Origin of the sequence: Actinosynnema sp. CS-041913 (genome assembly GCF_050942485.1) — a bacterium.
GTDB lineage: Bacteria > Actinomycetota > Actinomycetes > Mycobacteriales > Pseudonocardiaceae > Actinosynnema.
In genome coordinates, this window is sequence record NZ_CP192037.1 from 8,496,448 (window position 1) to 8,521,443 (window position 24,996).

The 24,996-nt window shown below is 70.1% G+C and carries 26 protein-coding genes and 2 tRNA genes; 12 read left to right on the top strand and 16 right to left on the bottom strand.

Features of this window, described 5'->3' with window-relative positions:
• Window positions 1-7: 7 nt before the first annotated feature.
• Both sdhA and ACQPZF_RS38210 read left to right on the top strand, forming a co-directional pair.
• Window positions 8-1,759 (top strand): succinate dehydrogenase flavoprotein subunit, encoded by a 1,752-nt coding sequence (gene sdhA, locus ACQPZF_RS38205; protein WP_433265530.1) that lies wholly within the window; start codon window positions 8-10, stop codon window positions 1,757-1,759.
• Window positions 1,759-2,541, top strand: coding sequence for a succinate dehydrogenase iron-sulfur subunit (locus ACQPZF_RS38210; RefSeq protein ID WP_433265531.1), 783 nt, complete (start codon window positions 1,759-1,761; stop codon window positions 2,539-2,541). Before sdhA ends, ACQPZF_RS38210 begins: the two co-directional genes overlap by 1 nt.
• Window positions 2,542-2,640: 99 nt before the next feature.
• On the opposite strand, the gene ACQPZF_RS38215 is transcribed toward ACQPZF_RS38210, so the two are convergent.
• Window positions 2,641-3,795: a D-alanyl-D-alanine carboxypeptidase family protein gene (locus tag ACQPZF_RS38215; RefSeq protein WP_433265533.1), complete on the bottom strand. Its 1,155-nt coding sequence runs from the start codon at window positions 3,793-3,795 to the stop codon at window positions 2,641-2,643.
• 180 nt (window positions 3,796-3,975) lie between these two features.
• Here ACQPZF_RS38215 and ACQPZF_RS38220 point away from each other — a divergent pair, with 180 nt between their 5' ends.
• Together ACQPZF_RS38220 and ACQPZF_RS38225 are read left to right on the top strand one after the other, a co-directional pair.
• Window positions 3,976-4,122, top strand: coding sequence for a hypothetical protein (locus ACQPZF_RS38220; RefSeq protein ID WP_433265535.1), 147 nt, complete (start codon window positions 3,976-3,978; stop codon window positions 4,120-4,122).
• 27 nt (window positions 4,123-4,149) lie between these two features.
• On the top strand, window positions 4,150-4,497 hold the full coding sequence (locus tag ACQPZF_RS38225) for a hypothetical protein (protein ID WP_433265537.1): 348 nt from the start codon (window positions 4,150-4,152) through the stop codon (window positions 4,495-4,497).
• Window positions 4,498-4,506: 9 nt separating this feature from the next.
• Here ACQPZF_RS38225 and yhjD read toward each other — a convergent pair whose 3' ends face one another.
• From yhjD to ACQPZF_RS38275, 10 genes are all read right to left on the bottom strand, one after another.
• Window positions 4,507-5,535 carry an inner membrane protein YhjD gene (yhjD, locus tag ACQPZF_RS38230; RefSeq protein WP_433274908.1) on the bottom strand — a complete coding sequence of 343 codons (1,029 nt, stop codon included), beginning with the start codon at window positions 5,533-5,535 and terminating at the stop codon, window positions 4,507-4,509.
• Window positions 5,536-5,733: 198 nt separating this feature from the next.
• Window positions 5,734-6,768 (bottom strand): tryptophan--tRNA ligase, encoded by a 1,035-nt coding sequence (gene trpS, locus ACQPZF_RS38235; RefSeq protein WP_433265539.1) that lies wholly within the window; start codon window positions 6,766-6,768, stop codon window positions 5,734-5,736.
• 21 nt (window positions 6,769-6,789) lie between these two features.
• Window positions 6,790-7,062, bottom strand: coding sequence for a hypothetical protein (locus tag ACQPZF_RS38240; protein WP_433265541.1), 273 nt, complete (start codon window positions 7,060-7,062; stop codon window positions 6,790-6,792).
• Between the two features lie 159 nt (window positions 7,063-7,221).
• Window positions 7,222-9,741 carry a bifunctional FO biosynthesis protein CofGH gene (locus ACQPZF_RS38245; protein WP_433265542.1) on the bottom strand — a complete coding sequence of 840 codons (2,520 nt, stop codon included), beginning with the start codon at window positions 9,739-9,741 and terminating at the stop codon, window positions 7,222-7,224.
• Between the two features lie 72 nt (window positions 9,742-9,813).
• The gene (locus ACQPZF_RS38250; protein WP_433265544.1) at window positions 9,814-11,508 is read right to left on the bottom strand and encodes a TIGR03767 family metallophosphoesterase; all 1,695 of its coding nucleotides are present in this window, start codon (window positions 11,506-11,508) and stop codon (window positions 9,814-9,816) included.
• A 244-nt stretch (window positions 11,509-11,752) separates the two neighbouring features.
• Window positions 11,753-12,061 carry a nucleotidyltransferase family protein gene (locus tag ACQPZF_RS38255; protein ID WP_433265546.1) on the bottom strand — a complete coding sequence of 103 codons (309 nt, stop codon included), beginning with the start codon at window positions 12,059-12,061 and terminating at the stop codon, window positions 11,753-11,755.
• Between the two features lie 34 nt (window positions 12,062-12,095).
• On the bottom strand, window positions 12,096-12,899 hold the full coding sequence (locus ACQPZF_RS38260; RefSeq protein ID WP_433265548.1) for an exodeoxyribonuclease III: 804 nt from the start codon (window positions 12,897-12,899) through the stop codon (window positions 12,096-12,098).
• 11 nt (window positions 12,900-12,910) lie between these two features.
• A complete protein-coding gene (locus tag ACQPZF_RS38265) occupies window positions 12,911-13,132 on the bottom strand; it encodes a hypothetical protein (protein WP_433265550.1) in 222 nt (73 codons plus the stop codon).
• A 58-nt stretch (window positions 13,133-13,190) separates the two neighbouring features.
• The gene (locus tag ACQPZF_RS38270) at window positions 13,191-13,502 is read right to left on the bottom strand and encodes an SH3 domain-containing protein (protein ID WP_433265552.1); all 312 of its coding nucleotides are present in this window, start codon (window positions 13,500-13,502) and stop codon (window positions 13,191-13,193) included.
• A 211-nt stretch (window positions 13,503-13,713) separates the two neighbouring features.
• Window positions 13,714-14,934 carry an NADP-dependent isocitrate dehydrogenase gene (locus tag ACQPZF_RS38275; RefSeq protein ID WP_433265554.1) on the bottom strand — a complete coding sequence of 407 codons (1,221 nt, stop codon included), beginning with the start codon at window positions 14,932-14,934 and terminating at the stop codon, window positions 13,714-13,716.
• Window positions 14,935-15,070: 136 nt separating this feature from the next.
• On the opposite strand from ACQPZF_RS38275, the gene ACQPZF_RS38280 reads away from it, so the two are divergent.
• On the top strand, window positions 15,071-15,877 hold the full coding sequence (locus ACQPZF_RS38280; protein ID WP_433265556.1) for a metal-dependent hydrolase: 807 nt from the start codon (window positions 15,071-15,073) through the stop codon (window positions 15,875-15,877).
• A 129-nt stretch (window positions 15,878-16,006) separates the two neighbouring features.
• Window positions 16,007-16,486: a hypothetical protein gene (locus ACQPZF_RS38285; protein ID WP_433265557.1), complete on the top strand. Its 480-nt coding sequence runs from the start codon at window positions 16,007-16,009 to the stop codon at window positions 16,484-16,486.
• A gap of 61 nt (window positions 16,487-16,547) precedes the next feature.
• Here ACQPZF_RS38285 and ACQPZF_RS38290 read toward each other — a convergent pair whose 3' ends face one another.
• The 3 genes from ACQPZF_RS38290 to ACQPZF_RS38300 form a co-directional block, all read right to left on the bottom strand.
• Window positions 16,548-16,805 (bottom strand): Prokaryotic metallothionein, encoded by a 258-nt coding sequence (locus ACQPZF_RS38290; RefSeq protein WP_433265559.1) that lies wholly within the window; start codon window positions 16,803-16,805, stop codon window positions 16,548-16,550.
• 51 nt (window positions 16,806-16,856) lie between these two features.
• Window positions 16,857-16,933, bottom strand: a tRNA-OTHER gene (locus ACQPZF_RS38295).
• 4 nt (window positions 16,934-16,937) lie between these two features.
• A tRNA-Arg gene (locus ACQPZF_RS38300) sits at window positions 16,938-17,011 on the bottom strand.
• Window positions 17,012-17,103: 92 nt separating this feature from the next.
• Between ACQPZF_RS38300 and ACQPZF_RS38305 the strand changes: the two genes are divergently transcribed.
• Together ACQPZF_RS38305 and ACQPZF_RS38310 are read left to right on the top strand one after the other, a co-directional pair.
• Window positions 17,104-18,213, top strand: a complete 1,110-nt coding sequence (locus ACQPZF_RS38305; protein ID WP_433265561.1) for a J domain-containing protein — start codon at window positions 17,104-17,106, stop codon at window positions 18,211-18,213.
• Between the two features lie 111 nt (window positions 18,214-18,324).
• On the top strand, window positions 18,325-19,497 hold the full coding sequence (locus tag ACQPZF_RS38310) for an LLM class flavin-dependent oxidoreductase (protein ID WP_433265563.1): 1,173 nt from the start codon (window positions 18,325-18,327) through the stop codon (window positions 19,495-19,497).
• 2 nt (window positions 19,498-19,499) lie between these two features.
• Here ACQPZF_RS38310 and ACQPZF_RS38315 read toward each other — a convergent pair whose 3' ends face one another.
• Window positions 19,500-19,949: a hypothetical protein gene (locus ACQPZF_RS38315; RefSeq protein ID WP_433265565.1), complete on the bottom strand. Its 450-nt coding sequence runs from the start codon at window positions 19,947-19,949 to the stop codon at window positions 19,500-19,502.
• Window positions 19,950-20,268: 319 nt separating this feature from the next.
• On the opposite strand from ACQPZF_RS38315, the gene ACQPZF_RS38320 reads away from it, so the two are divergent.
• From ACQPZF_RS38320 to ACQPZF_RS38330, 3 genes are all read left to right on the top strand, one after another.
• Window positions 20,269-21,153, top strand: a complete 885-nt coding sequence (locus tag ACQPZF_RS38320) for a Fic family protein (protein WP_433265567.1) — start codon at window positions 20,269-20,271, stop codon at window positions 21,151-21,153.
• Window positions 21,154-21,354: 201 nt separating this feature from the next.
• A complete protein-coding gene (locus tag ACQPZF_RS38325; RefSeq protein WP_433265569.1) occupies window positions 21,355-21,924 on the top strand; it encodes an HhH-GPD-type base excision DNA repair protein in 570 nt (189 codons plus the stop codon).
• Between the two features lie 28 nt (window positions 21,925-21,952).
• Window positions 21,953-23,422, top strand: coding sequence for a serine/threonine-protein kinase (locus ACQPZF_RS38330; RefSeq protein WP_433265570.1), 1,470 nt, complete (start codon window positions 21,953-21,955; stop codon window positions 23,420-23,422).
• Here ACQPZF_RS38330 and ACQPZF_RS38335 read toward each other — a convergent pair.
• Window positions 23,347-24,561 (bottom strand): MFS transporter, encoded by a 1,215-nt coding sequence (locus ACQPZF_RS38335; RefSeq protein WP_433265572.1) that lies wholly within the window; start codon window positions 24,559-24,561, stop codon window positions 23,347-23,349. The two genes, ACQPZF_RS38330 and ACQPZF_RS38335, sit on opposite strands and share 76 nt — an antisense overlap.
• A gap of 85 nt (window positions 24,562-24,646) precedes the next feature.
• Here ACQPZF_RS38335 and ACQPZF_RS38340 point away from each other — a divergent pair, with 85 nt between their 5' ends.
• Window positions 24,647-24,955: an ArsR/SmtB family transcription factor gene (locus tag ACQPZF_RS38340; RefSeq protein WP_433265574.1), complete on the top strand. Its 309-nt coding sequence runs from the start codon at window positions 24,647-24,649 to the stop codon at window positions 24,953-24,955.
• Window positions 24,956-24,996 lie beyond the last annotated feature (41 nt).

Here is a 24,996-nt window from a genome sequence, read left to right on the forward strand (position 1 = left end):
CCTCGAAATGCAGTTCCACAAGTACGACGTCGTGATCATCGGCGCCGGCGGCGCCGGGATGCGCGCGGCGATCGAGTCCGGCCAGCGCGCCCGCACGGCGGTGCTCACCAAGCTCTACCCCACGCGTTCCCACACGGGCGCCGCGCAGGGCGGCATGTGCGCCGCGCTGGCGAACGTGGAGGAGGACAACTGGGAGTGGCACACCTTCGACACCATCAAGGGCGGTGACTACCTGGTCGACCAGGACGCCGCCGAGATCATGGCGAAGGAGGCCATCGACGCGGTCCTGGACCTGGAGAAGATGGGCCTGCCGTTCAACCGCACGCCCGAGGGCAGGATCGACCAGCGGCGGTTCGGCGGCCACACCCGCAACCACGGCGAGGCGGCCGTGCGCCGGGCGTGCTACGCGGCCGACCGCACCGGCCACATGATCCTCCAGACGCTGTACCAGAACTGCGTCAAGCACGGCATCGAGTTCTTCAACGAGTTCTACGTGCTCGACATCTGCCTGACCGAGACCGCGGACGGCCCGGTCTGCACCGGCGCGGTCGCCTACGAGCTGGCGACCGGCGAGATCCACGTCTTCCAGGCCAAGTCCGTGGTGTTCGCGACGGGCGGTTTCGGCAAGGTCTTCAAGACCACGTCGAACGCCCACACGCTGACCGGCGACGGCATGGGCATCGTGTTCCGCAAGGGCCTTCCCTTGGAGGACATGGAGTTCTACCAGTTCCACCCGACCGGTCTCGCGGGCCTCGGCATCCTCCTCACGGAGGGCGCGCGCGGCGAGGGCGCAATCCTGCGCAACGCGTCCGGCGAGCGGTTCATGGAGCGCTACGCCCCGACCATCAAGGACCTGGCGCCCCGCGACATCGTGGCCCGCTCGATGGCGCTGGAAGTGCTGGAAGGCCGCGGCGCGGGCCCGAACAAGGACTACGTGCTGCTGGACTGCACCCACCTGGGCGCCGAGGTGCTGGAGACGAAGCTCCCCGACATCACCGAGTTCGCCCGCACCTACCTGGCAGTCGACCCGGTGACGGAGCCGGTGCCGGTCTACCCGACGGCGCACTACGCGATGGGCGGCATCCCGACCAACGTCCACGGCGAAGTGCTGCGGGACAACGACCACGTGATCCCCGGCCTGTACGCGGCGGGCGAGTGCGCGTGCGTCTCGGTGCACGGCGCGAACCGCCTGGGCACCAACTCGCTGCTGGACATCAACGTGTTCGGCCGCCGCGCGGGCATCGCCGCCGCCGAGTACGCCAACGCCCACGAGCACATCGAACTGCCGGAGAACCCGGCCGCGCAGGTCGAGGCGCAGGTCGCGCTGGTGCTGTCCGAGCACGGCGAGGAGCGGGTGGCGGACATCCGCACCGAGCTCCAGGCCACCATGGACGCCAACGCGTCGGTGTACCGCACCGAGGACACGCTCAAGCAGGCCCTGCACGACGTGCAGGCGCTGAAGGAGCGTTACCAGCGGATCACCGTGCAGGACAAGGGGAAGCGGTTCAACACCGACCTCCTGGAAGCCGTGGAGCTGGGCTTCCTGCTGGAACTGGCCGAAGTCCTGGTCGTCGGCGCGCTGGCGCGCAAGGAGTCCCGCGGCGGCCACGCCCGCGAGGACTACCCGAACCGCGACGACACGAACTTCATGCGCCACAGCATGTACTACAAGCAGGGTGAGGGCTTGGCGGCGGACATCCGCCTGGACTACAAGCCCGTGACGTTCACCCGGTACCAGCCGATGGAGCGCAAGTACTGATGACCGCTACCGCTGAAGTGTCCACGGGCTCGCGCGGCGCGCAGCCGCCGGTGCCGGACGGCGCGATCACCGTCACCCTGAAGGTCCGCCGGTTCAACCCGGAGTTCGACGACGAGCCGCGCTGGGACTCGTTCGAGATCCCGGCCCTCCCGTCGGACCGGGTGCTGAACCTGCTGCACTACGTGAAGTGGTACATCGACGGAACCCTGACGTTCCGCCGGTCGTGCGCGCACGGCATCTGCGGCTCGGACGCGATGCGCATCAACGGCGTCAACCGCCTGGCGTGCAAGGTGCTGCTGAAGGACCTGCTGGCAGGCGGCGGCAAGCAGACCACGATCACCATCGAGCCCATCAAGGGCCTGCCGGTGCACAAGGACCTGCTGGTCGACATGGAGCCGTTCTTCGAGGCGTTCCGGGCGGTCAAGCCGTACCTGATCACCTACGGCAACGAGCCGACCCGCGAACGCGTGCAGTCGGTGGCGGACCGCGAACGCTTCGACGACACCACGAAGTGCATCCTGTGCGCCTGCTGCACGACGAGCTGCCCGGTCTACTGGACCGAGGGCTCCTACTTCGGGCCCGCGGCGATCGTCAACGCGCACCGCTTCATCTTCGACTCGCGCGACGAGGGCGCCGAAGAACGCCTGGACATCCTGAACGACATCGACGGCGTGTGGCGCTGCCGGACGACGTTCAACTGCACCGACGCCTGCCCGCGAGGCATCCAGGTCACCAAGGCGATCCAGGAAGTGAAGCGCGCACTGCTCTTCAAGCGCGTCTGACGCGGAGACCGACCGCGACAACCACAAGCGCGTCGAGGGCGGGGCCACCAAGGCCCCGCCCTCGACGCATGTCCAGCTCGTCGGGAAACCCCGCGGAATTCAGTTCGACTGCTGAGCAGCCCGAGCGGCCCGAGCCGCCTTGGCGCGCCGATTCCGCAGGTACATCACGAACGCCAACACCACCCCGAGGCCGGCCACCGCCGTAATGGGCCCGCCGACATTGCCAAAGGCGGTGGTCATCGCGTTGTGCTGGGTATTCCGGGAGTCGGCGACCTCACCCACCGCGGCGCTGGTCGGCGTCGGCTTGGGCTCAAGCGTCTTCTTCCTGGCCTGAGGCGCACCGTCCACCAGCCGCCCGACCGGCTCCGCGGAAGCCAGGTCGAACCCGTAGTCCAGCAGGCTGGCGGCCTGGTCGGTGATCCGGACGGGCTGCTGCTGCCCCCGCAACATGACCACCACGAGCCGACGCCCACCCCGCTCGGCAGCCCCGACGTAGGTGTGCTGGGCGTCGTCCGTGAACCCGGACTTACCCCCGAGCGCACCCTCGTACGTGGTGAGCAGCCTGTTGTCGTTGATCACCGGCACGGTGCCGACACCGCTGGCCGCCGGGAAGTCGATGCGCTGCATCACCACGGCCTTGGCGAAGTCCGGGTACTTCATGGCGGCCCGGAAGATCAGCGCCACGTCGTAGGCCGAAGTGCTGGTTCCCGGAGCGTCCAGCCCGGAAGGCGTCACCGCACGGGTGTCCAGGGCGCCCAGCTCCGCCGCCAACGCGTTCATCTTGCGGATCGCGCTCGGCAGCCCGCCCAGCCGCCGTGCCAGCGCGTGGGCCACGTCGTTGCCTGAAGCCATCACCAGCGCCTGGAGCAACTGCTCCACGGTGTACTCGGCGCCGTTGCGCAGGCCGACGCACGTGCACTCCTGCGCGATGTCGTCGGCGTTGGCCGCGATGGTCGCGTCCGGGGCGAGTTCCTTCGCCACCACCATCGCCAGCAGCACCTTGATCACCGACGCGGGCCGCTGGCGGCCGTGCGGGTCGTAGGCCGCGAGCACCGCCCCGGAGTCCATGTCGGCGATGAGCCAGCTCCTGGCCGTGATGTCGTCCGGCAGCTTCTGGGCGTTGGCGGGCAGCACGAGGCCGCACTCGCCCAGCCGGTCGCCGCCGACCGGGTTCTCCGGGACCGGCAGCGGCACGGGCGGCTTGGCGCCGGGGGCCACCTGTTCGGATGTGTCCACCGCCGGTGGCGGTGACACGCGGTTATCGCACGGAGCGGGCTGTGCCTGTGCGGCCGAGGCACCGAACACTGCGGTGGCCATCAGCGTGCAGGCAGCCAGCACCAGGGCAACGGGCCGTCGGGACGCGGGGGAACGCACCCGCCCAGGCTATCCACCCCGGTTGAGTGACGCGCACCCGCCACGTCCGATACTGCATCCGTGAAGCTCTCCCGTGGCATGTCCGTGTTCCCGGCAGCCTTCGGGGTGTGGTCCCGGGTGCTCTGGTCGACCTTCCTGCGCAACATCCGGAAGGACCCCCGTTCGTGCGACGCCGGCCTGACCGCGTTCTTCACCCTGCTCAAGTAACCCACCACACCCCCTGGAGGCTCCGCCGTGGAGTTCGTGCGCCTGTTGCTGGTGTTCCTGCACCTGCTGGGCATGGGCATGCTCGTCGCCATGTTCTTCGTCCAGAACCGCGTGGCCAAGGACGGGCCGCTGAACAAGGGCTGGCTGCACGGTTCGGCGCTGCAACTGCTGACCGGCGTGGCCCTGGTCGGCCTCGCGCCGCTCACCGACAAGGACTACGACCACGTCAAGGTCGGTGTGAAGCTGCTGGTCCTCGTGGTGATCGCGGGTCTGGTCGCGGCGAACCTGAACAAGCAGAAGGTCGCGTCCTGGCTCATCCCGACCCTGGCCGGGCTGGTGGTCCTCAACGTCGGCGTCGCGGTCTTCTGGACCTGACCCCAGACCTCACCGACGCCGGAACAGCGCACCCAGCAGGACCCCCGCGCCGACCAGCCCCACGGCGGCGCGGGGGCTCGGCGACCGGTGCACCTCCACGATCGGCTGAATCACCGCGGGCGGCGGCGGGGCGGGCAGGTCGCGGAGCAGGTTCTCCCGCGCGGTGGCCGTCCAAGCCGTGATGAACAGCAGGAACTGGGCCACCAGGTTGGCGAACACCAGCACACCGATCACCGGGCCGAACGCGGCGCCGGCCGGCGACGTCGTCACCACCGTGAGGTAGATCGTCCCGACCTGCTTGAGCACCTCGAAGCCGACCGCGGCGGCTGCAGCGCCCTTCACCGCGCTGCGCCACCCCACGGCCTTGCGCGGCAGCTTCGCCAGCACCCACAGGAACACCAGCCAGTTCGCCGCCAGCGCCAGGACGATCGTGCCGATCTTGAGCAGCACCTCGGCCCACCGCACGCCGTCCAGGCCGACGAACTCCAGCACCAGGTGCCCGAACCCGCTGCCGACGGCGGTGAGGCCGAACGACACCACCAGCGCCACGCCGAGGCTGAGCAGCGCCAGCAGGTCCTTCAGGGCCGTCTTCAGGAACGGCAGGTCCTCCTTGGCGTGGCCCCACTGCGCGGTCAGCGCGTCCCGCAGGTTGCTCATCCAGCCGAGGCCCGAGTAGGCCGCGCCGAGCAGGCCGAACACGCCGACCGTGCCCTTGGACTCGATCGCCTGGTTGACCACGTTGTTGACGGTCACGCCCAGCGCGCCCGGCACGGCCTCGGCGATGCCGCCCTTCAGCTCGTCCAGCAGCTCCGGCTGCGACGACAGCACGAAACCGGCGATGGCGAAGCCGATCATCAGCATCGGGACCAGCGACAGGACGCTGAAGTACGTCACCGCGGCGGCGTAGTGCGCGCCGTACTGCTCGCTGTAGCGCTGGGCGGCGCGGAGCAGGTGGTCCAGCCAGGGACGCTCCCGGCGCAGCCGCTGGAGCTTCGACTCCTCCGCCGGCTTCGCCGCCGCCGACGCCCCCGACTCCACCGCCGACGCCCCGGATTTCGGCCTGGCCGCCGCTTCACCCGCCGACTTCGACCTCGCCGCCGACGCCCCGGATTTCGACTTCACCGCCGGCTTCGACCTGGTCGCCGCCGTCGCCCCTGACTTCTCCGCCGGCCCCGGCTGTTGCGCCACGGGACGACGTTAAGCCGTCCGGTGATCAACCGCCACTCGACGGGGTGATCAGGGACCGGCCAGGAACCCGATGCGGTCGTAAGCCCGGCCCAACGTCTTCGATGCCACCTCACGCGCCCGTTCCGCCCCGCGCGCCAGGACCTTGTCCAGCTCCGCCAGGTCGGACAGGTAGTGCTGGACGCGTTCCTGCAAGGGCGTCACGAACTCCGTGTACACCTCGCCGAGGTCCTTCTTCAGGTCCCCGTACCCCTTGCCCTCGTACGCGGCCACGAGGTCGTCCACGGTCCGCCCGCTCAGCGCCGAGTAGATCACCAGCAGGTTGCTGACGCCGGCCTTCCCGGCGGGGTCGTAGACGATCTCCCGCCCGGTGTCGGTGACCGCCGAGCGGATCTTCTTCGCGCCCCGCTTGGGGTCCTCCAGCAGCTCCACCACGCCGGCCGGCACCGACTTGCTCATCTTCGACGTCGGGTCCTGGAGGTCGTAGATCTTGGCGGTGTCCTTGACGATGTACACCTCGGGCAGCCGGAACGTCTTGCCGTAGCGGGTGTTGAAGCGCTGCGCGAGGTCGCGGGTCAGCTCCAGGTGCTGGCGCTGGTCCTCGCCGACCGGCACGTGGTGCGCCTGGTACAGCAGGATGTCGGCGGCCTGGAGGATCGGGTAGGTGAACAGTCCGACGCCGACCTGCGCCTCCTGCCGCGCCGACTTGTCCTTGAACTGGGTCATCCGGCCGGCCTCGCCGAACCCGGTCAGGCACTGGAGCACCCAGGCGAGCTGGGCGTGCTCGGGCACGTGGCTCTGCACGAACAGCGTGGCGTGGTCGGGGTCGATGCCCAGCGCGAGTAGCTGCGCCGCCGACACGCGGGTGTTCTGCCGCAGGATCTTCGGATCCTGCTCGACGGTGATGGCGTGCAGGTCCACCACGCAGTAGAACGCGTCGTGGGTCTCCTGGAGCGCGACCCACTGCCGGATCGCGCCGAGGTAGTTGCCGAGGTGGAACGACCCCGCCGTCGGCTGGATGCCGGACAGGACGCGGGGACGGCTCACCGGGACGGCGGTGTGCTCGACGGAGGTCTCAGGTGCCACGACCCGATTCTCCCAGGCGGATCAGGCGCGCGTGGGAGCGGGCTCGATCGCGGCCTGCGCGACGGCGACGGCCGCCGCCTCGGACTTGGCCCGCACCACGGCCGCCCGGCGGCGCCGGACCAGGCCGGCGACCAGGCCGACCACGCCCATCGCGACGGCGGCGACGCCCACCGGCGTGTTCACCGACGTCGCGCCCAGGGCCACCGTGCTGGTGCCCGCATCCGCGACACCCACCGTGACCAGGGTCGACACCGTGCCGACGACCACACCCAGTGCTGCACTGCGACCGCGCACTGCCGAGCCTCCCTCACCAACACCGCGTCACCACTACGGGTGAACCCTGTTGACGGACGGCCGCGAACCTACCGAAGCTGTTGGACTCCGGTACGGGGTTCGGGTGAACACGTCCGGCGGCAGACTAACCGCGGCGCGTCACCGGCTCGCTCGTGGGGGTTACCTCACCGCGTCGACTCGGCCATATGTCGTAGTCCGCTGGCGGGCCTGCCGACCGGCCAGCGCGGCGGTCGCGTGGAGCTGCCGGACGGTCCGCGCCGAGCCGTGCTCGGAGCCCGCCATCCGGCTGATGGTCTCCTCCATCAACGTGCCGCCGAGGTCGTTGGCTCCGCCTTTCAGCACTTCAGCGGTGCCTTCGTCGCCGAGCTTGACCCACGAGCACTGGATGTTGCCGATCCGCCCGTGCAGGGCCAGCCGCGCGAACGCGTGGATGGCGCGGTTGTCCCGCCGGGTCGGTCCGGGCCGGGCCACGCCCGCCAGGTAGATGGGGGCGTTGCGGTGCACGAAGGGCAGGCCGACGAACTCGGTCAGGCCGCCGGTGCGGTCCTGGAGCGCGGCGAGCGCGCGGAAGTGGCCGAGCCAGTGGCCGGGGTGGTCGACGTGGCCGTACATCATCGTGGACGACGACCGGATGCCCACCTCGTGCGCGGTGGCGACGACCTCCAGCCAGGTGGCGGCGGGCAGCTTGCCCTTGGTGAGCACCCAGCGGACGTCGTCGTCCAGGATCTCCGCCGCCGTGCCGGGGATGGTGTCGAGACCGGCCTCCTTGAGGTCGGTGAGCCACTCCCGCACGCTCACGCCCGCCTTGGCCGCCGCGCTGACGATCTCCATCGGGCTGAAGGCGTGCACGTGCATACCGGGCACCTTGGCCTTGATCGCCCGGACGACGTCGGCGTAGTAGGTGACCGGCAGCTTCGGGTCGATGCCGCCCTGCATGCAGACCTCGGTCGCGCCCGCGTCCCAGGCCTCCTGGGCGCGGTCGGCGACCTCGTCGATGCTCAGCCGGAACGCGTCGGCGTCGCGCTCGCGCTGGGCGAAGGCGCAGAACCGGCAGCCGACGTAGCAGACGTTGGAGAAGTTGATGTTGCGGTTGACCACGTAGGTGACGTCGTCGCCCACGACGTCCGCCCGCAGCTCGTCGGCGAGCCGGGCCATGGTCTCCAGCGCTTCGCCGTCGGCGGTCAGCAGCGCCATCGCCGCGTCGGTGTCGTCCAGCAGCTTCGCCGGGTCGTCGGCGGCCAGCCGGAGGGCTCGGGCGGCGTCCTCGGGCAGGCGTTCGGCGGCCTTCGGCACGGTCAGGGAGGCCCAGTCGCCGTAGACGGAGTCGAAGTCGCCCCGCCGGTCGCCGGTGCGACCCTCGGTGTCGATCGCGGTGTGCAGGTCGGCGCGGCCGTAGGTGTCCAGCCCGCCGTCGGGCTCCTGCCACTCGCGGCCCGCCACCTCGGCGTCCGGGTCGGCCAGGCCGTCCGGCCGGGCCAGCGCCCGCACGTGCGCGGTGAGGCGGGTGTCGATCCACTGCCCCGGCGCGGCGCGGACGTAACCCGGGTAGACCGCGAGGCGTTCCCGCAGGTCGAACCCGGCGGTCCGGGTGAGCCGGCCCAGCGTGTCGACCTGGGGCCACGGGCGTTCCGGGTTGACGTGGTCGGGTGTCACCGGCGACACGCCGCCCCAGTCGTCGATCCCGGCGCGCAGCATCAGCCCGAACTCGTCGCCGACCAGGTTCGGCGGGGCCTGCACGCTGGTGGACGAGGGCATCACCAGCCGGGCGACCGCGATCGTGGCGGCGAGTTCGTGGAGGTCGGCGTCGGGCATCCCGCGCATCGCGGTGTCCGGCTTGGCCCGGAAGTTCTGGATGATCACTTCCTGGATGTGCCCGTACTGCCGGGCGATCCCGCGCATCGCGAGCAGGCTCTCGGCGCGCTCGGTGATCGTCTCGCCGATCCCGATCAGGATGCCGGTGGTGAACGGGACGTTGACCCGTCCGGCGTCGGTGAGGACCCGCAGCCGGACGGCGGGCTCCTTGTCGGGGCTGCCGTAGTGCGGGCCGCCCTTCTCGCTCCACAGCCGCTCGGCGGTGGTCTCCAGCATCATGCCCATGCTGGCCGCCACCGGCCGCAGCCGTTGCAACTCCTCCCAGCTCAGCACGCCGGGGTTGAGGTGCGGCAGCAGCCCGGTCTCTTCGAGGACCGCGATCGCCGAGGCCCGGACGTAGTCCAGGGTGGACGCGTAGCCGCGGGCCTCCAGCCACTCCTTGGCCTGGGGCCAGCGCTCCTCGGGCCGGTCGCCCAGCGTGAACAGGGCTTCCTTGCAACCCTGCGCGGCGGCCCGGCGCGCGATGTCCAGCACCTCGTCGCGCTCCAGGAACGCCGCCGGCAACTTGTGCGGCACCGTCGCGAACGTGCAGTAGTGGCACCGGTCGCGACACAGCCGGGTCAGCGGGATGAACGCGTTGCGGCTGTAGGTCACGACCCCCGGACGGCCCTCGGCCAGCAGGTGGGCGTCACGCACCCGGCCCGCCGCCGCGAGCAGCGCGTCGAGGTCGTCACCGCGGGCCTGCAACAGCACGGACGCCTCGGTCACGTCCAACACTGCGCCGTCGGCGGCACGGCGCAGCGCGCGCCTCATGGCCGCCGCGCTCGGCCGGGACTCGGGCGGGGTGATCGAGATGTCCACTGCCACGTCAACGACACTAGGCGGCCAAAATTCCACGTCCGAGGTCGGGAGTGACGTGGCGCACGATCGTGGGAGCCGTCAGGCCGGCGCGGGTGACCGCCCGGCCACGAGCAGTTCGGTGTTCCGATCGGTGGGCGCGCCGACCGCGCCCGGGTCGGCGTGCGGATCGTTGAACGCGAACTCGCGGGCGAGGGAGGCGAGCCCCGCCGGGGAGAAGTCGTCGTAGTCGGCGGCGTACGGGGCGTCCCCTTCCACGAGCGTGGTGAACAGCGACAGCGTGCCGTCGCCGTTGTCCGCCAGCTCGATGATCCGGGCGTGCTGCGGGTGGTCCACGTGGGCGGCGGTGTTGATCTCCCAGAACGCCCGCTCGCCGGTGCCGTGCGGGACGATCCGGTTCTCGTGGGTGTGCCCGTTGACCCAGGCGACGACGTTCGGGAAGCGCTGGAGCAGGGCGACCAGGGCGTTGCCGGCCAGGCGCGGGTCGAGCGGGCGGCGGCGGTCGGGCAGGACGTTGCCCATGGTCCAGCTCGTGTGGTGGCTGAACAGGACGAACAGCTCGTCGGTGACGGCCTGGGTCTGCCGGAAGCCGAAGACGTCGTAGTAGCGGGAGCTGTTGCGGCGCAGGGTCTTCTCCAGCCACCGGTACTGGTGCAGGCCGATGGAGCCGTCCGCGAACCCGGCGGTGGTCGTGGTGTCCAGGCTGATGCCGGTGACGCCGGGCGCGATGCGGAACGTGTAGAAGACGTCCACGCCGTCGGCGTTGTCCGGGGTGAACCCGTGGCCGACCGGTCCGGGGCCGGTGTTGCGCGGGTCGAGGTGGGCCTGGACGAACCCGGCGGTGCTGAACGGCCTGCGCCGGGCGTCCGGCGTGACGGTGCGGACCAGACCGGCGTTGGCCGCCAGCACGGCCGCCGCGTCGCCCACGTGGGCGGGGTCGGTCATGGCGCGGGCGATCCGGGCGGAGTCGGCGTCCGGGAACCCCATGACCTTGTGGCGGCCGGTGTAGAGGGCGTCGATGAAGGGGATGCCGTCGGGGAGCGAGCCGACCACGCTGTCGTCGTGGTTGCCGAACGTGCAGTACCACGGGATGCGCAGGCCGGGGCTGTCGAACGGACGGAGGGCGGCGTCCAGCAGGTTCGGGACGCGCGGGAAGCCCTTGGCCTTGTAGTCGTCCACGAGGGCGCTCTCGGGGTTCCAGTAGGCCTTGACGCCGGAGTTCTGCACGCCTTCGTACCGGGAGTCGCCGGTGTTGGCCGTGATCCGCCCGCCGTTGAGGACGGTGAGGAACCAGTCCAGCTCGACCTGCTCGTGGTTGTCGGTGTTGTCGCCGGTGGTCATCATGAAGTCGATGGGACGCCCGGTGAACGGCCCGCCGGCCAGCGCGTTGACCTTGCGCACCAACGCGGCCGACGTGTGCTGAGCGAGCGTCTCGTGCGCGCGGAACGCCCCGGCCCCCAGGAGCGGGTGCGTGTACTCGAACCGGGCAGGACTCTGCGCGTCGACCATGTGCATGTCGGTGAACTGCACGAAACACGCCAACGCCCGCCGCCGGTCGACCCGCCCGGCGTCGGGGACGGCAATGTCCCCGCGCACCACCAACGGCCACCCGGGCCCAGCCGCGAGCCTGCGGTACCCGGTGGCGCCGACGGGCATCGCGGCACGGTCCAACGTGGTGCCGGTGGCGACGGCGGAGGCGGGCACCCCACCCCACAGGACCGCCACACCCGCGACCCCGGCCGCCTGGAAGAAACGCCGTCGGTTGATCCCCGCCATCGACCGCTCCTCACCTCGAATTGGTGAAAGAGTTTCACGATTTGCGGTGGGGAGTCACCAACACCGGGTGAAGTGCGGCCGAACGAGCGAAGACGATCGGCAGGTAGATCGTTGGAAGGCCGACGACTAGGACTGGGGCCAGTCGAACGTCACGGTCACCGGCGCGTGATCCGACCACCGCTCCCCATAAGAAGCAGCGCGTTCCACCACCGCGGACCGCGATCCCCGTCCTTATGCGTGGGAATCAGGCCGCGTACAGCTCTTCCTTGGTCTCCATCACTCGCTGCCGGAAGTACGGGTTGCGGATGCTGGAACCGCTCACGAGATCGACGGGTCGGCCGAAGATCTGCTCCAGCCCTTCCTTCAGGGCGAAGTAGCTGCCGAAGTAGTCGAAGCCCGGTCCGGCGTCGAACTCCACGAGAACGTCCACGTCACTGGACACCACGTCGAACGAGTCACCGACAGCGGACCCGAACACGTCGAGGCGACGAACGCCCAACACGCGACACAGGTCCTCGACCTCGGGCAACTTGGCCGCGATGATCTCGTGCACTCCCGTCACCTCCTGGCCACGATTGTGCCCGATCTCAGGTCCTCGGCCAGTCAAAACTCACCGTGACCGGCGCATGGTCCGACCACCGCTCACCATAGGAAGCGGCCCGCTCCACCACCGCGCCGGTAGCCGTGGCCGCGATCCCGTCCGTCCCGACGACCAGGTCGATCCGCCACCCGGAGTCGTTGTCGAACGCCTTCCCCCGGTAAGACCACCACGAGTACGGCCCCACGGCGTCGGGATGCAGGGAGCGCACCACATCCACGTACCCGGACGAGAACACCTCGGACAGCCAAGCCCGCTCCGAAGGCAGGAACCCCGACGACTTCTGGTTGGTCTTCCAAGCCTTCAGGTCCGCCTCGCGGTGCGCGATGTTCCAGTCGCCGCACACCACGACCGCACGCCCGTCCGCCGCCGCCTTCTCCCGCAACTCCACCAGGTACGGCAGGAACGCGGCCATGAACCGCTCCTTCTCGTCCTGCCGGGGCGTGCCGACGTCGCCGCTCGGCAAGTACAGGCTCGCCACCACCACGGACGGCAGCTCCACCTCCACGTACCGCCCGGAGTGCTCGAACTCGGGGGCCCCGAAACCGATCCGGACCGCCTCGGGCGCCTGCCGGGTCAGCACGGCGACCCCGTTGCGCCCCTTGACCTCCGAGTGCGCGTGCGCCACGTGCCACCCCTCGGGCGACCGGACGTCGTCGCTGAGCTGGCCCGGCTCGGCGCGCACCTCCTGGATGCACACGACGTCGGCGGACGTCGCGGCCAGCCACTCCAGGTAGCCCTTCTTGGCGGCAGCCCGCAGGCCGTTGACGTTCACGGTGGACACGGTGAGCACGGGACAGCAGCCTAGTGCCGTTCGGCGACGGCCCAGCCGTGCGGGTAGGACGCGCCGCACCCGACGCAGGACGCCTCCAGACCTAGCTGCCACACCAGCGGGCTGCTACCACCCGGTGACGGCACCCCGCGCAGCGCGTGCCCGTCCAACTCCGCGCGCAGCTCCGGCCATTCGGGCGCACACGCGCACGTGGTGACCGCGTTCCGGCGCGTGGAGCGCCATCGGAAGAACATGCCGACCATCACACCACCACGGCCGGCCGCTCCACGACCCACCCGCTGCCGGAGCGCCTCACCCGCAGTCGCTGTCCGAGGTCGGCGTGATGAAGTCGTTGTTCACCCACTGCCCGTCCTTCAGCAGCCGGAACCCGTTCTCGATCCTCCGGTCGGCCTCGACCACGGTGTCCCGCGGGATCGTCGAGACGATCGGCTGGGTGTCCGCCGGCCCGGCCCGCACGTTGAGGATGTCGGCGGTCACGGTGACCCGGCACGCCTTGCCCGTGCCCGCCTCCCCCAGCGGCTTGCCGCCGTTGGCGACGTACATCGCCCCCGCCACACCCAGCACCCCGATCACGATCAGCCCGCGCACAGGAATCCCGAACATCGCCACGCCTCCCGACACCGCTCCTGAGGTGCAGATATAGCGCGACAACCAGCCCCGCAGCAGGTCCGGGACGCGATTCCACCCCGCAGGGGAACCGACCGGGTGACGCCGACTACCCGCCGGTGCGACCCGACCCGCCGGAACGGCGAAGGGGACCGCCCGAAAGCGGTCCCCTCCACAGCACCGGCCTGGGCCGGTCCGGCGACGGCGGTCAGCCGGCCATGCGCTTCTGCAGGTTCTCGTCCAGCGTGCCGAGGAAGTCCTCGGTGGTCAGCCACTCCTGGTCCGGTCCGACCAGCAGGGCCAGGTCCTTGGTCATCCGACCGCTCTCGACGGTCTCGATGATGACCTGCTCCAGCGTCTCGGCGAAGCCCGTCACCTCGGGGGTGCCGTCCAGCTTGCCGCGGTGCTTCAAGCCACCGGTCCACGCGTAGATCGACGCGATCGGGTTCGTGGAGGTCGGCTTGCCCGCCTGGTGCTGGCGGTAGTGCCGGGTCACGGTGCCGTGCGCCGCCTCGGCCTCGACGGTGCGGCCGTCCGGCGTCATCAGGACCGACGTCATCAGGCCCAGCGAGCCGAAGCCCTGCGCCACGGTGTCGGACTGGACGTCGCCGTCGTAGTTCTTGCAGGCCCAGACGTAGCCGCCCTCCCACTTCAGCGCCGCCGCGACCATGTCGTCGATCAGGCGGTGCTCGTAGGTGAGGCCGGCGGCGTCGAACTTGTCCTTGAACTCGGACTCGAAGACCGCCTGGAAGATGTCCTTGAACGCGCCGTCGTACGCCTTGAGGATCGTGTTCTTGGTCGACATGTACACCGGGTAGTTCCGCTGCAGCCCGTAGGCGAACGAAGCCCGCGCGAAGTCCTCGATGGACTTGTTGAAGTTGTACATGCCCATCGCCACGCCGCCGTCGGGGCCGTAGTTGGCCACCACGTGCCGGATCGGCTCGGAGCCGTCCTCGGGCGTGTACGTGATCGTCAGCTCACCCGCGCCGGGCACCTTGAAGTTGGTGGCCTTGTACTGGTCGCCGTGGGCGTGGCGGCCGATGATGATCGGCTTGGTCCAGCCCGGCACCAGCCGCGGGATGTTGGAGATGATGATCGGCTCGCGGAACACGACGCCGCCGAGGATGTTGCGGATCGTGCCGTTCGGCGAGACCCACATCTTCTTGAGGCCGAACTCCTCGACCCGCGCCTCGTCCGGCGTGATGGTGGCGCACTTGACGCCCACGCCGTGCTTCTTGATGGCGTGCGCGGAGTCGACGGTGACCTGGTCGTCGGTGGCGTCCCGGTGCTCGATGCCCAGGTCGTAGTACTCCAGGTTGACGTCCAGGTACGGGTGGATCAGCTTGTCCTTGATGAACTGCCAGATGATCCGGGTCATCTCGTCGCCGTCGAGTTCGACGACGGTCCCCTGAACCTTGATCTTGCCCATACTCAGGGCGCTCCTCTCGCGACGATGCAAGCAAGACAAGCGTACTGCTATGTCCGGCCGCTGGTGACCCACCCGACTCAAATGGGAACGGGGTCACAATGCCTTAGCCTCCACTCACGATCTTGGAGGGGGCACCATGTCGACCGGACCGACGCACGCCATGAGCGGCTTGCTGGCTTGGGCGGCGGTGACCGCGCTCGCCGACAACCATCCCATCGGCCAGCTCAGTCCGCAGAGCTGGGCCGTCGGCGCGGTGCTGGCGACCGGCGCGGCGCTGCTGCCGGACCTGGACCACCCGTCGTCGACGATCTCCCGGACGTTCGGCCCGATCAGCCAGGGCGCGTCGGCGGCCATCAACACCATCAGCTCGTTCGTCTACCGCACCACCCGCACCCGCAGGGACTCCAACCGCGACGGCGGGCACCGGGGGCTCACCCACACGCTGGCGTTCGCCCTGGCGGCGGCCGTGGGGACGACCGCCGTGGTCCAGCAGTCGCAGAAGTGGGCGCTGCCGGCGCTCATGTTCGTGTTCGCGGGCCTGGCCGTGCGCGGGATCATGAACGACTGGTGCCCGCAGCGGGACGCCCTGCTGATCACCGTGGTGTCCGCCGCGATCACCGGCCTGTGCCTGGCGTGGACGGCGCGGACCCCGGCCAGCGCGGCGGCGTGCGGGGTGGCGGTCGGCATCGGCTGCGTCGCGCACTACATGGGGGACGCGATCACCGAGCAGGGCTGCCCGATCCTGTGGCCGATCCCGCTGGCGGGCAAGACCTGGTTCCCGGTGGCCCCGCCGAAGATCCTCCGCATGCAGACCGGCGGAACCGTGGAAATGGCGGTTGTGGGACCATTGATCACGATTCTGTCCGTCTGGCTGTCCGCGGCGGCGCTCCAGCAGGCGGGCGCGCTGCCGTTCCTGACGGGCTTCGATCTGCTCCCGATCTAGATTTCGGACAACAGCCATTCGTAGGCTACCTGGACCTCACCCGATCGGACTAGCCTCGCCGGGAGCCGCGGCCAAGCCCGGCGGGCTCGTCCTCCCGGAAGGCGCAGGAACGATCTTCGTGGACGTCCGATGACAACCTGGCTCGGCCTGAACGCGGGTCACGACGACCCCGGCACAGCGGACAAGACCGCGGTGGCGCTGTACGAGTCGCTGCTGTTCCACGCCCACGTGGTGTGCGTGCACGCGGTGGGCGACCACCACGCGATGTCGTTCCGCCTGACCGACGACCCGTCCGAGAACACGGTGTCGACCCTCATCGAACGCGGCTACGGGGTGGCGGTCCACCACGGCAGGCTGCAACGCCTGGCCGGCCCGGAACCCCTGGCCAGGGGCGCCCTGCGGGCCGCCATGGCGCACCGGGACCGCAAGGAGGGCAGAGCCCTGCGCTTCCCGGGCCAGCGGTCCCTGCGCGGCCGGTACGGCGTGTCGGACATCCTGGCGTTCAGCGCGATAGAGGACGTCGTGCCGCACGGCATCAAGAGCGTGGACGCGCGCGGCGACCTGCAGCCGTCGTTCGTCAACGGCCGCCTGGTGCTGAGCTGCGACTAGGCCGACGGCGGCCTGGTCTCAGCCGTGACCAGGCCGACGGCCGCCCGGTGCCCGGCTGCGACTAGCCGGGGTGCGCGCCCACGGTGTCCCGGATCTGCCCGCCCAGCCGGTCGGCACTGCGGGCGCAGTGGGCGCAGCAGAAGAACCGCCCCTCCACCTCGACCCCGTGCCCGAGGATCCGGCAGTCGCAGTGCTCGCACCTCGGCGCCAACCGCTGGATCGCGCACTCGAAACTGTCGAACGTGTGCACCCCGCCACCGACGGTCCGCACCTCGAACGCCATCCAATAGTCGTTCCCGCAGACGTCACAAGTCGCCATGGGCGCACCCTGCAACACCCCCACGCCCCCGGCAACTCGAACCGACGACAGCGGACCAGGCCGGACTCGAACCGGCGTCCTCCCGAGTCCGAACGACACGGGCGCGTCAACCACTGCGCTACAGGTCCACGACGAGCCGGGCCGGACTCGAACCGGCGTCCTCCCCCATCGCATGAGGGCGCGACAACCACTGCGCTACCGGGCTCGTCCCAACCCTAACCACCACCCCGCGCCCGAAGACAGTGCCGAACCAACGGCCGAACCAACGGCCTGACCCCGGGCCGCTAAGGTCTGCCGGGTGCGCGGGGTCGACTACTACGAGCTCCTCGGGGTGGGCCGCAACGCGTCCACAACGGAGATCAAATCCGCCTACCGGTCGCTGGCCAAGGTCATGCACCCCGACGCGGGCGGCTCGTCACTGACCTTCCGCATGCTCCAGGAGGCCTACGACACGCTCCGCGACCCGACCCTCCGCCGCGACTACGACCGGGGCTGGTCGTTCACCCGTCCGCACTCACCGACGGCGCCGACCCGCCCGCCACGCACCGGCCGGACGGGCAGGCTGCGCAACTTCGGCGAGGACCCGGACTTCGTGCCCCCGAAGCCGTCCGTCGACCCGGACAGCCTCCCCTGGTGGCACCTGGTCGACGTGGCGCAGCGCGTCCGCTACGCGCCGGCCGCCGGTCCCGGACACGCGCCGGCCCTGGCCGCGCTCTGCGGGTGGTTCTTCCTCCTGCTGCCGGTGATCGCGGTCGACTTCTCGCCGTTGACGCTGACCCTGTGGCTGCTGGTGGTCGCCGCGGCGGCGGTGGCCGCGTTCCGTCTCGTGCGCCGCTACCTGACCGCGACCAAGGCGGACCGGCGATTCGCCACCGAGGTCGACGCGGGCGCGGTCCACGGCACCACCGACGACCGCCCGTGCGAACGACTCACCGCGGACCTGCTCAGCCGGTACCTGACCCGCCTGCCCGGCGCCCGGATCTTCCACGGCCTCGCCTGGCCGGGCTCGGTGTTCGCCGACGTCGACCACGCCGTGCTCTGCGGGCGCAGACTGGTGCTGATCGAGTCGAAGTCCTGGCTGCCGGGCCACTACGCGGCCGAGGACGACGGCACGCTGTGGCGCAACGGCCACCCGTTCCGCGGTGGTGGCATGCGCCTGCCCCGCAGCCTGGCCGTGTACCGGAAGCTGCTGCCGTGGCTGGACATCCGCACCGTGCTGCTGGTCTACCCGAGCCGCGCCGGCGAGATCACCACCGAGGAACCCGCCGACACCCTGATCCCGCCGATGACCCCCGCGCAGTTCGTGGCCGAGGTCGGCGACTGGCTGGCCGAGGACCCGGCCACCGTCGACCGCGAGGCGCTGCGCCTGCTGGTGGCCCAGGTCGTGCCCATCACCCGCGCGAGCTGAACCGGGACGGAGCCACCCGGACGCGGGACGGAGCAGCCGAATGGCCGCTGCCGGCGGCGCGACCGGCGGGCTACGTTCTGCGGATCTTGACCCGCGGTGGGAGGAGCCCGAATGAAGGTGGACGTCTTCAACGAGATCCAAGACCCCCGCCCGTGGTCGGAAGGCCACCAGCACACGCGCCTCAACCAGGCCCTGGAGCAGGCGAAACTCGCCGACGAACTGGGCTACGGCTGCTGGTGGCAGGTGGAGCACCACGGCGCGGAGGAGTTCAGCCTCTCGTCCGCCCCGGAACTGCTGCTGGCGGCCATCTCGCAGCACACCTCCCGCATCCGCCTCGGCCACTCGGCCGTCCTGGCGCCGGCGAAGTTCAACCACCCGATCCGGGTAGCCGAACGGGCCGCCGTGCTGGACCACCTCAGCAACGGCCGCCTGGAACTCGGCCTCACCCGGTCGACCGCCCCGGAGTGGCGGCTGTTCGGCATCGACCCGGGTGACGTGCGGCGCCAGACGCAGCAGGCGTTCGAGATGGTGCCGAGGATGTGGACGCAGGACCGGTTCTCGTACTCCGGCGAGGACTTCGAGATCCACGACGTGCCGATCGTCCCGAAACCCCTGCAACAGCCCCATCCTCCGCTGTGGCAGGCGGCGGCGACGCCCGCGTCGTTCGAGGAAGCGGGCCGGCGCGGGGTGGGCGTGCTCGGCACGACCATCTGGGAGCCGATCGAACGCGTGCGCCGCATGGTCGCCCTGTACCGCGACGCGGCGGCGGCGTGCACGGAGCCGGTGGGGTCGTTCGTCAACGACCAGGTCGCGTTCTTCACGTTCGTGCACTGCGCGGAAACCGACGAGCAGGCCGTCCGCAACGGCGCCGTGGCCGCAGCCGCCTGGTACACCGTGCAGGCGCTGAGGTTCTTCGAGGCGGCGGACACGTTCGTGGAAACCGTTGCGCACCAACAGAAACTGATGGCCGACCCGACGAGCGGCCGGACCGGCGACTTCCTCCGAGCGGAAGCCGCGGCGTTCACCGGCCCGAACCGCGCACAGCTAGTGATCGGCCGCGTGCTCCAGGGCGAGGACGTCCCCGACGAGGAGATCTTCGAGGCGCTGAACGAGCAGGACTCACTGATCGTCGGCAGCCCGGAAACGTGCCGGAAGAAGCTGCGCACCTACGCCGACCTGGGCATCGACCGCCTGATGGCGTTCCACCAAGTGGGCAACCTGTCCCACGAGGACGTGCTGACGAGCCTCAGACTGATCGGCGACCTGATCCCGGAATTCGCCTGACCTCAGACCGCCCGCAACAACACACCGACCAACCACCAGGCCAACCCGGCAACGACAACCTTGCCCACCAGCCCACGCACCCACCACCGAGTGAACCCGTCCCGCGCCCGGTTGCTCAACAACGTCCGCACCGACAGGTAGACGACGACCCCGGACACGTACCAGGCAACCGGCGCGGCGACCAGCATCAACACGAGCCCGGCCAACGCGCTACCGGGCGAGCGCGGGCCTTGGACGTACGGCAACACCACAACGCCGTTGGCGAGGACGAAACTCAGCACACCCCACACCCCGGCAGCCACCCGCGGCAGCCCACGACGAGGCAACGGCACAAACGCCGCCGGCGCGTGATACCAGTTGTAGATATCCCGCCCGGCCTGCTGGACGTGACTGCGGTCCGACGCCTGAGCCTGCTGGCTGACCTCGTCCGGCCCCTCGTCGCCCCTGCGCACCGTCGCACTCCCCTGAACACCTCCGGCAGGACGAAAACCATCCCACAAGATCCACCCCGCTTCGACCCACGCGCCGGCCTGGACCCAACCCGCTCCCCGCGCCTGACACGGGCACCGCTTGAGCGGTCGTGGGATGCTTCCGCCATGAGCCCGAAGGTGTGCCTGGCCCAGGACCAGCCGATGTCGGCCGCTAGTCAGCCAGGCACCCCTCCTCACGCCGCTTAGTTGTTCGGTTTGATTCACTCGACGGGTCGCGAACAACTGGAGCTAGTTGTTCGGTACAGTTCGAGAGGCTTGATCCGAACAACTTTCCAACATCTTGCACCAGGAAGCCCACAACAGCACCGCGCTCGAAGGCAACACCCTCGTCCTGCAGGAAGTCGAACGCCTGCTGGATGAAGGCCGCGCGGTGGGTGCGAAGCCACTCCGGGACTACATGGAAGTGCGCGGCTACGGTGACGCCGCACGATGGGTCTACGGACAAGCCCTCGACCCGGGCGACTGGCAGACAGGCGACCTCATCTCGCTGCAGGAGGTCCGCCACATCCACCACCTCTGCATGACCCCGGTGTGGACCATCGATCCCCACCCGCACGCGACCGATGGGGAGAGCCCCGGCAGCTTCCGGCGCCACGAGATCGCGGCCTTCCCCGGAGGCATGAAGCCGCCGTCCTGGACCGACGTGGACCACCTGATGCGCGACTGGGTCGGAGAGACCGGCAGTTTGCGCGCCACCAGCGACGAACCGCTTCCGGAAGCACTGGCCCGCGCCCACAACACCTTGGAACAGATACACCCCTTCCTGGACGGCAACGGAAGAGCGGGCCGACTGGTCCTCAACCTGTTGCTGGGACGCCTCGGCTATCCGCCCGCGATCATCTTCAAGAGGGATCGCGACAAATACCTCCAAGCGATGAGACGCGCGGACCGCGGCGAGCACGGCCCGCTCGGCGAACTGATCGCCCGCAGCGTCACGTCGAACCTGTACAAGTTCGTCATCCCAGCCGTCGCCGGCCCGGTGAAACTCGTGCCACTTGCGGCGCTCGCCACCAGCGACCTGACCGAGAACGCACTCCGAGTGGCCTCCATACGAGGCCGTCTACGTGCGATCAAGGGCGACGACGGGCTGTGGCGCAGCAGCAAGAAATGGGTCGACGACTACCGCCAAAACCGCCACCGCCGCCTCGGTGGGCCGTCCTCTTGACAATCCGAGGACTTCGGATCTGTGGAGTGACAGGATCTCATTTCGGAGACCACGAAGTCTTGGCCGAAGCCACCAAAAGTCACGCCGGCATCAAGAACAACCCTTCGACCCACACTTGGGCGTACGACATCGCACAGCGGGGGCTGCGAGCGAGGAACGCACCTGAAGCATGAGCGGCGTGCGCGTGAGAGCATCACCGCCATGAGCCCGAAGGTGTGCCTGGCCCAGAACCCGGAAGCGGACGAGCTGCTGGCCAACGACATGTTCGCCCTGCTCCTGGGGATGCTGCTGGACCAGCAGATCCCGATGGAGAAGGCGTTCAGCGGCCCGAAGGTGTTGGCTGACCGGCTCGGCGGGTTGTCGCCCGAGCTGATCGCCGAAGCCGACCCGGAGGAGTTCGCCGCCACCATGGCCGTGCCGCCCGCCGTGCACCGGTTCCCGGGGTCGATGGCCAAGAGGGTCCAGGCGTTGGCTCAAGCGGTCCTGGATGGGTATGGCGGGGATGTCGGGCGGATTTGGGGTGAGGGTGACGGGGCTGCTGTCTTGAAGCGGCTCAAGGGGTTGCCCGGGTTCGGGGAGCAGAAGGCGAAGATTTTCTTGGCTCTGTTGGGCAAGCAGTTCGGTGTCCGGCCGGACGGGTGGCGGGAGGCCGCCGGCGCCTACGGCGAGGACGGGTCGCGGCGGAGTGTCGCCGATGTCGTGGACGCCAAGTCGTTGGTCGAGGTCAGGGACTTCAAGAAGGCTGCCAAGGCCGCGGCCAAGCAGGGGTGATGTCGGGGGCTCGGGTTAGAGTCCCCGCGTGAAGCTGCGGGGGTTGGCCGATCTCACGCCGTTGGGGCAGGGCGGGTTCGCCACCGTCTACAAAGCCCGCCAGGTCCAGTTGAACCGGGACGTCGCCGTCAAGATCGACAACCGGGTGCTCCAGACCGAGCGTGACCGGCGGCGGTTCCTGCGGGAGGCCCATGCCGCCGCGCGGTTGTCCGGGCATCCGCACGTCGTCTCCGTGCACGACGCCGACTTCACGCCCCAGGGCACGCCTTACCTCGTCATGGAACTCTGCGCCGGCGGCTCCTTGGCCGACCTCATCCGGCGGGACGGGCCGTTGCCCGCCGACCGCGTCCGGCAGCTCGGTGTGCAGTTGGCCGACGCGTTGGCCGCCGCCCACGCGGAAGGGGTGCTGCACCGGGACATCAAGCCGGGCAACATCCTGCTCGACCGGTACGGGACCGCGAAGCTCGCGGATTTCGGGTTGGCCGCCTTGTTGGACGCCGAAGGCAGTTCCACCGTCACGCGGGACGCGTTGAGTCCGAGTTACGCCCCGCCCGAGGCGTTCGCGATGGCCCAGCCGACGCCGGCCGTCGACGTGTACGCGCTGGCCGCGACGCTGTACGACCTGTTGGCCGGCAAGCCGCCCCGGCCGGTGCCTTGGCCCATCGAGTCGTTCGACCACCTCGGTGAGGTGCTGCGGTCGCCGGTGCCCCCGGTGGCCGGGGTGCCGCGTGATCTGCACGAGACGCTGGTCCGGGCGCTCAACCCGGACATCTCATATCGGACGTCCAGTGCCGCGCGGTTGCGGGACGAGCTGAAGCAGGTCGCGCCCTGGCCCGCGCCTGTGCAGCCGGGGTTCACGCCTTTGCAGTCCGGACCCACACCGATCCAGGCCGGACCCACACCGATCCAGACCGGGCCCACCCCGCTCCAGTCGGGGCCTGGTCCGCACCAGTCCGCCGTGCCCAGACGGAAGCCGTGGCCGCTGGTGATCGCGGCGGCGGCGCTCGCGGCCGTGGTCGCGGTCGGCACGTGGTGGTGGACGACGAAAGACAAGGACTCCGGGAACGCCGGGAACGCGCCGACCGTCCAGGACGTCGCCGAGTCCGCCCCGCCGCGGCTCAAGGGGTGCGGCACGGGCTACTGCGTCGCCGAACCCACGTGCTACCACGGCGTCATCTCCATCGGCGGACGTGCCGCCACCGCGAGGCGCGCCGGGGACTGCTCCATCCCGCACTTCTGGGAGGCGTTCGCCGGCGGCTGGCTGTCCGGCTCGATCCCCCAGGTCGACAACGACGAGCTCGTCACCGCGCCCGAGGTCAAGGGCGTGTGCACGGCCGCAGCGATGAAGGCCAACACCCGCCCCACCGTGGACACGTCGACCTGGGAGATCACCGCCGTCGCGTTCAGCGAGGGCGACCGGAACTACTTCCACTGCTTCGCCAAGGACCCCGAAGTCGGTGAGACGACCACCAGCGCGTTCGGGTCGGAAGGGTCCTGAGGAGGCGCCGGCCGCAGCGCGAAGACCAGCAGCACCAGCGCGGCCACGGCGAGCAGCGACGCGATCGGCGCCAGCGGCAGCAGGCCGACCGAGCTGATCACCACGCCGCCGACCACACCGGACAGCCCGACGCCCAGGTAGATCGCGGACGCGTTCAGGGACAGCAGCAGGCCGCTGTTCGCGGGCGCCAGCTCGATCAGCCACGCCTGGATCGGCGGGTTGGACGCCCAGGTCAGCGCGCCCCACACGAACAGCGCCACGGCCGCCCCCACGACGGTGGTCAGGGTCAGCGGCAACGTCGCCAGCACCACGATGAAGAAGCTGAACAGCACCACGAGCAGTTTGCGGGTGTCGAACCGGTCGGTCAGTCGGCCCGCCGCCCAGTTGCCGAACGCCCCGCCGACGCCGTACGCCACGAGCAGCGCGCTGATCACCGCGCCCTCCACGTGCGCGGTGGCGGTGAGCAGCGGCGCGATGTAGTTGAACACCGCGAACACCGACAGGCACGCGAGCACGGTCAGCGCCAGCACCATCACCACACGCCGGTCCGCAGCGGGCGCGAAACGCTCCCGCAGGCTCACCGCAGGCGGCGGGTCCACGCGTGGCAGGCCGACGCGCACGGCGACGGCGGCGACCGCCGTGATGGCCGCGATCAGCCCGAACACGCCCTGGTAGCCGAGCGGACCGCCCAGCAGGTTGCCCGCCGGGATGCCCAGTACCAGCGAGAACGTCAAACCGCCGAACACCAGCGCGACGGCGCGGCCACGGCGGTCCGGCGGGCTGAGCACGGTCGCCACGAGTGTCGCGCCGGGCGTGTAGACGGCCGCGCCGAGGGCGCTGATCACGCGTGCCACCAGCAGCAACGGGTAGTTCGGGGCGAGTGCGGCGAGCAGGTTGCCCACGGCCGAGACGCCGAGCGCGACGACGAGCAGGGTGCGGCGTTCCCACCGGCCGGTGACGGCGGCGAGCAGGGGCGACGAGATCGCGTAGGCGATGGCGAACGCCGTGAGCAGTTGCCCCGCGGTGGCTTCCGAGACGTGCAACTCCCGGCTCACGGCGGGCAGGATGCCGGAGACGATGTACCCGCTCGTGCCGATGGCGAACGCCCCGGCTGTGAGCAGGTAGGTGCGGGCAGACATGTGGATTCCCCCGGTGGAGTGATGTTCCATGGCGACCGTACTACGACAACAGTCGAAGTTCGATACTTCTCGTACTATGAAACGCATGCAGAGCGTCCTCCCTCATCCCGCGCGTGACGAGATCCGGATAGAGGCTGTGCTGTCCGCCCTCGCCGACCCGGTGCGGCTGCGCATCGTCCGCGCGCTCGCGGAGTGCGAGGACGGCATCTCGTGCGGGGTGCTGGACCTGGGCGTCGCCGCGTCCACGCTCACCCACCACGTGCGCACGTTGCGGGAGGCGGGCGTCGTGCACGTGAGGCCCCGCGGGACGTCCCGGATCAGCAGTCTGCGCCGCGATGATCTGAACGCCCTCTATCCCGGCCTGCTCGACGGGGTCCTGGCCGCGCCGCACTAGACCTCCGGGCCGCGCCGCGGAAATTGGTTTGCGCGGGTTCC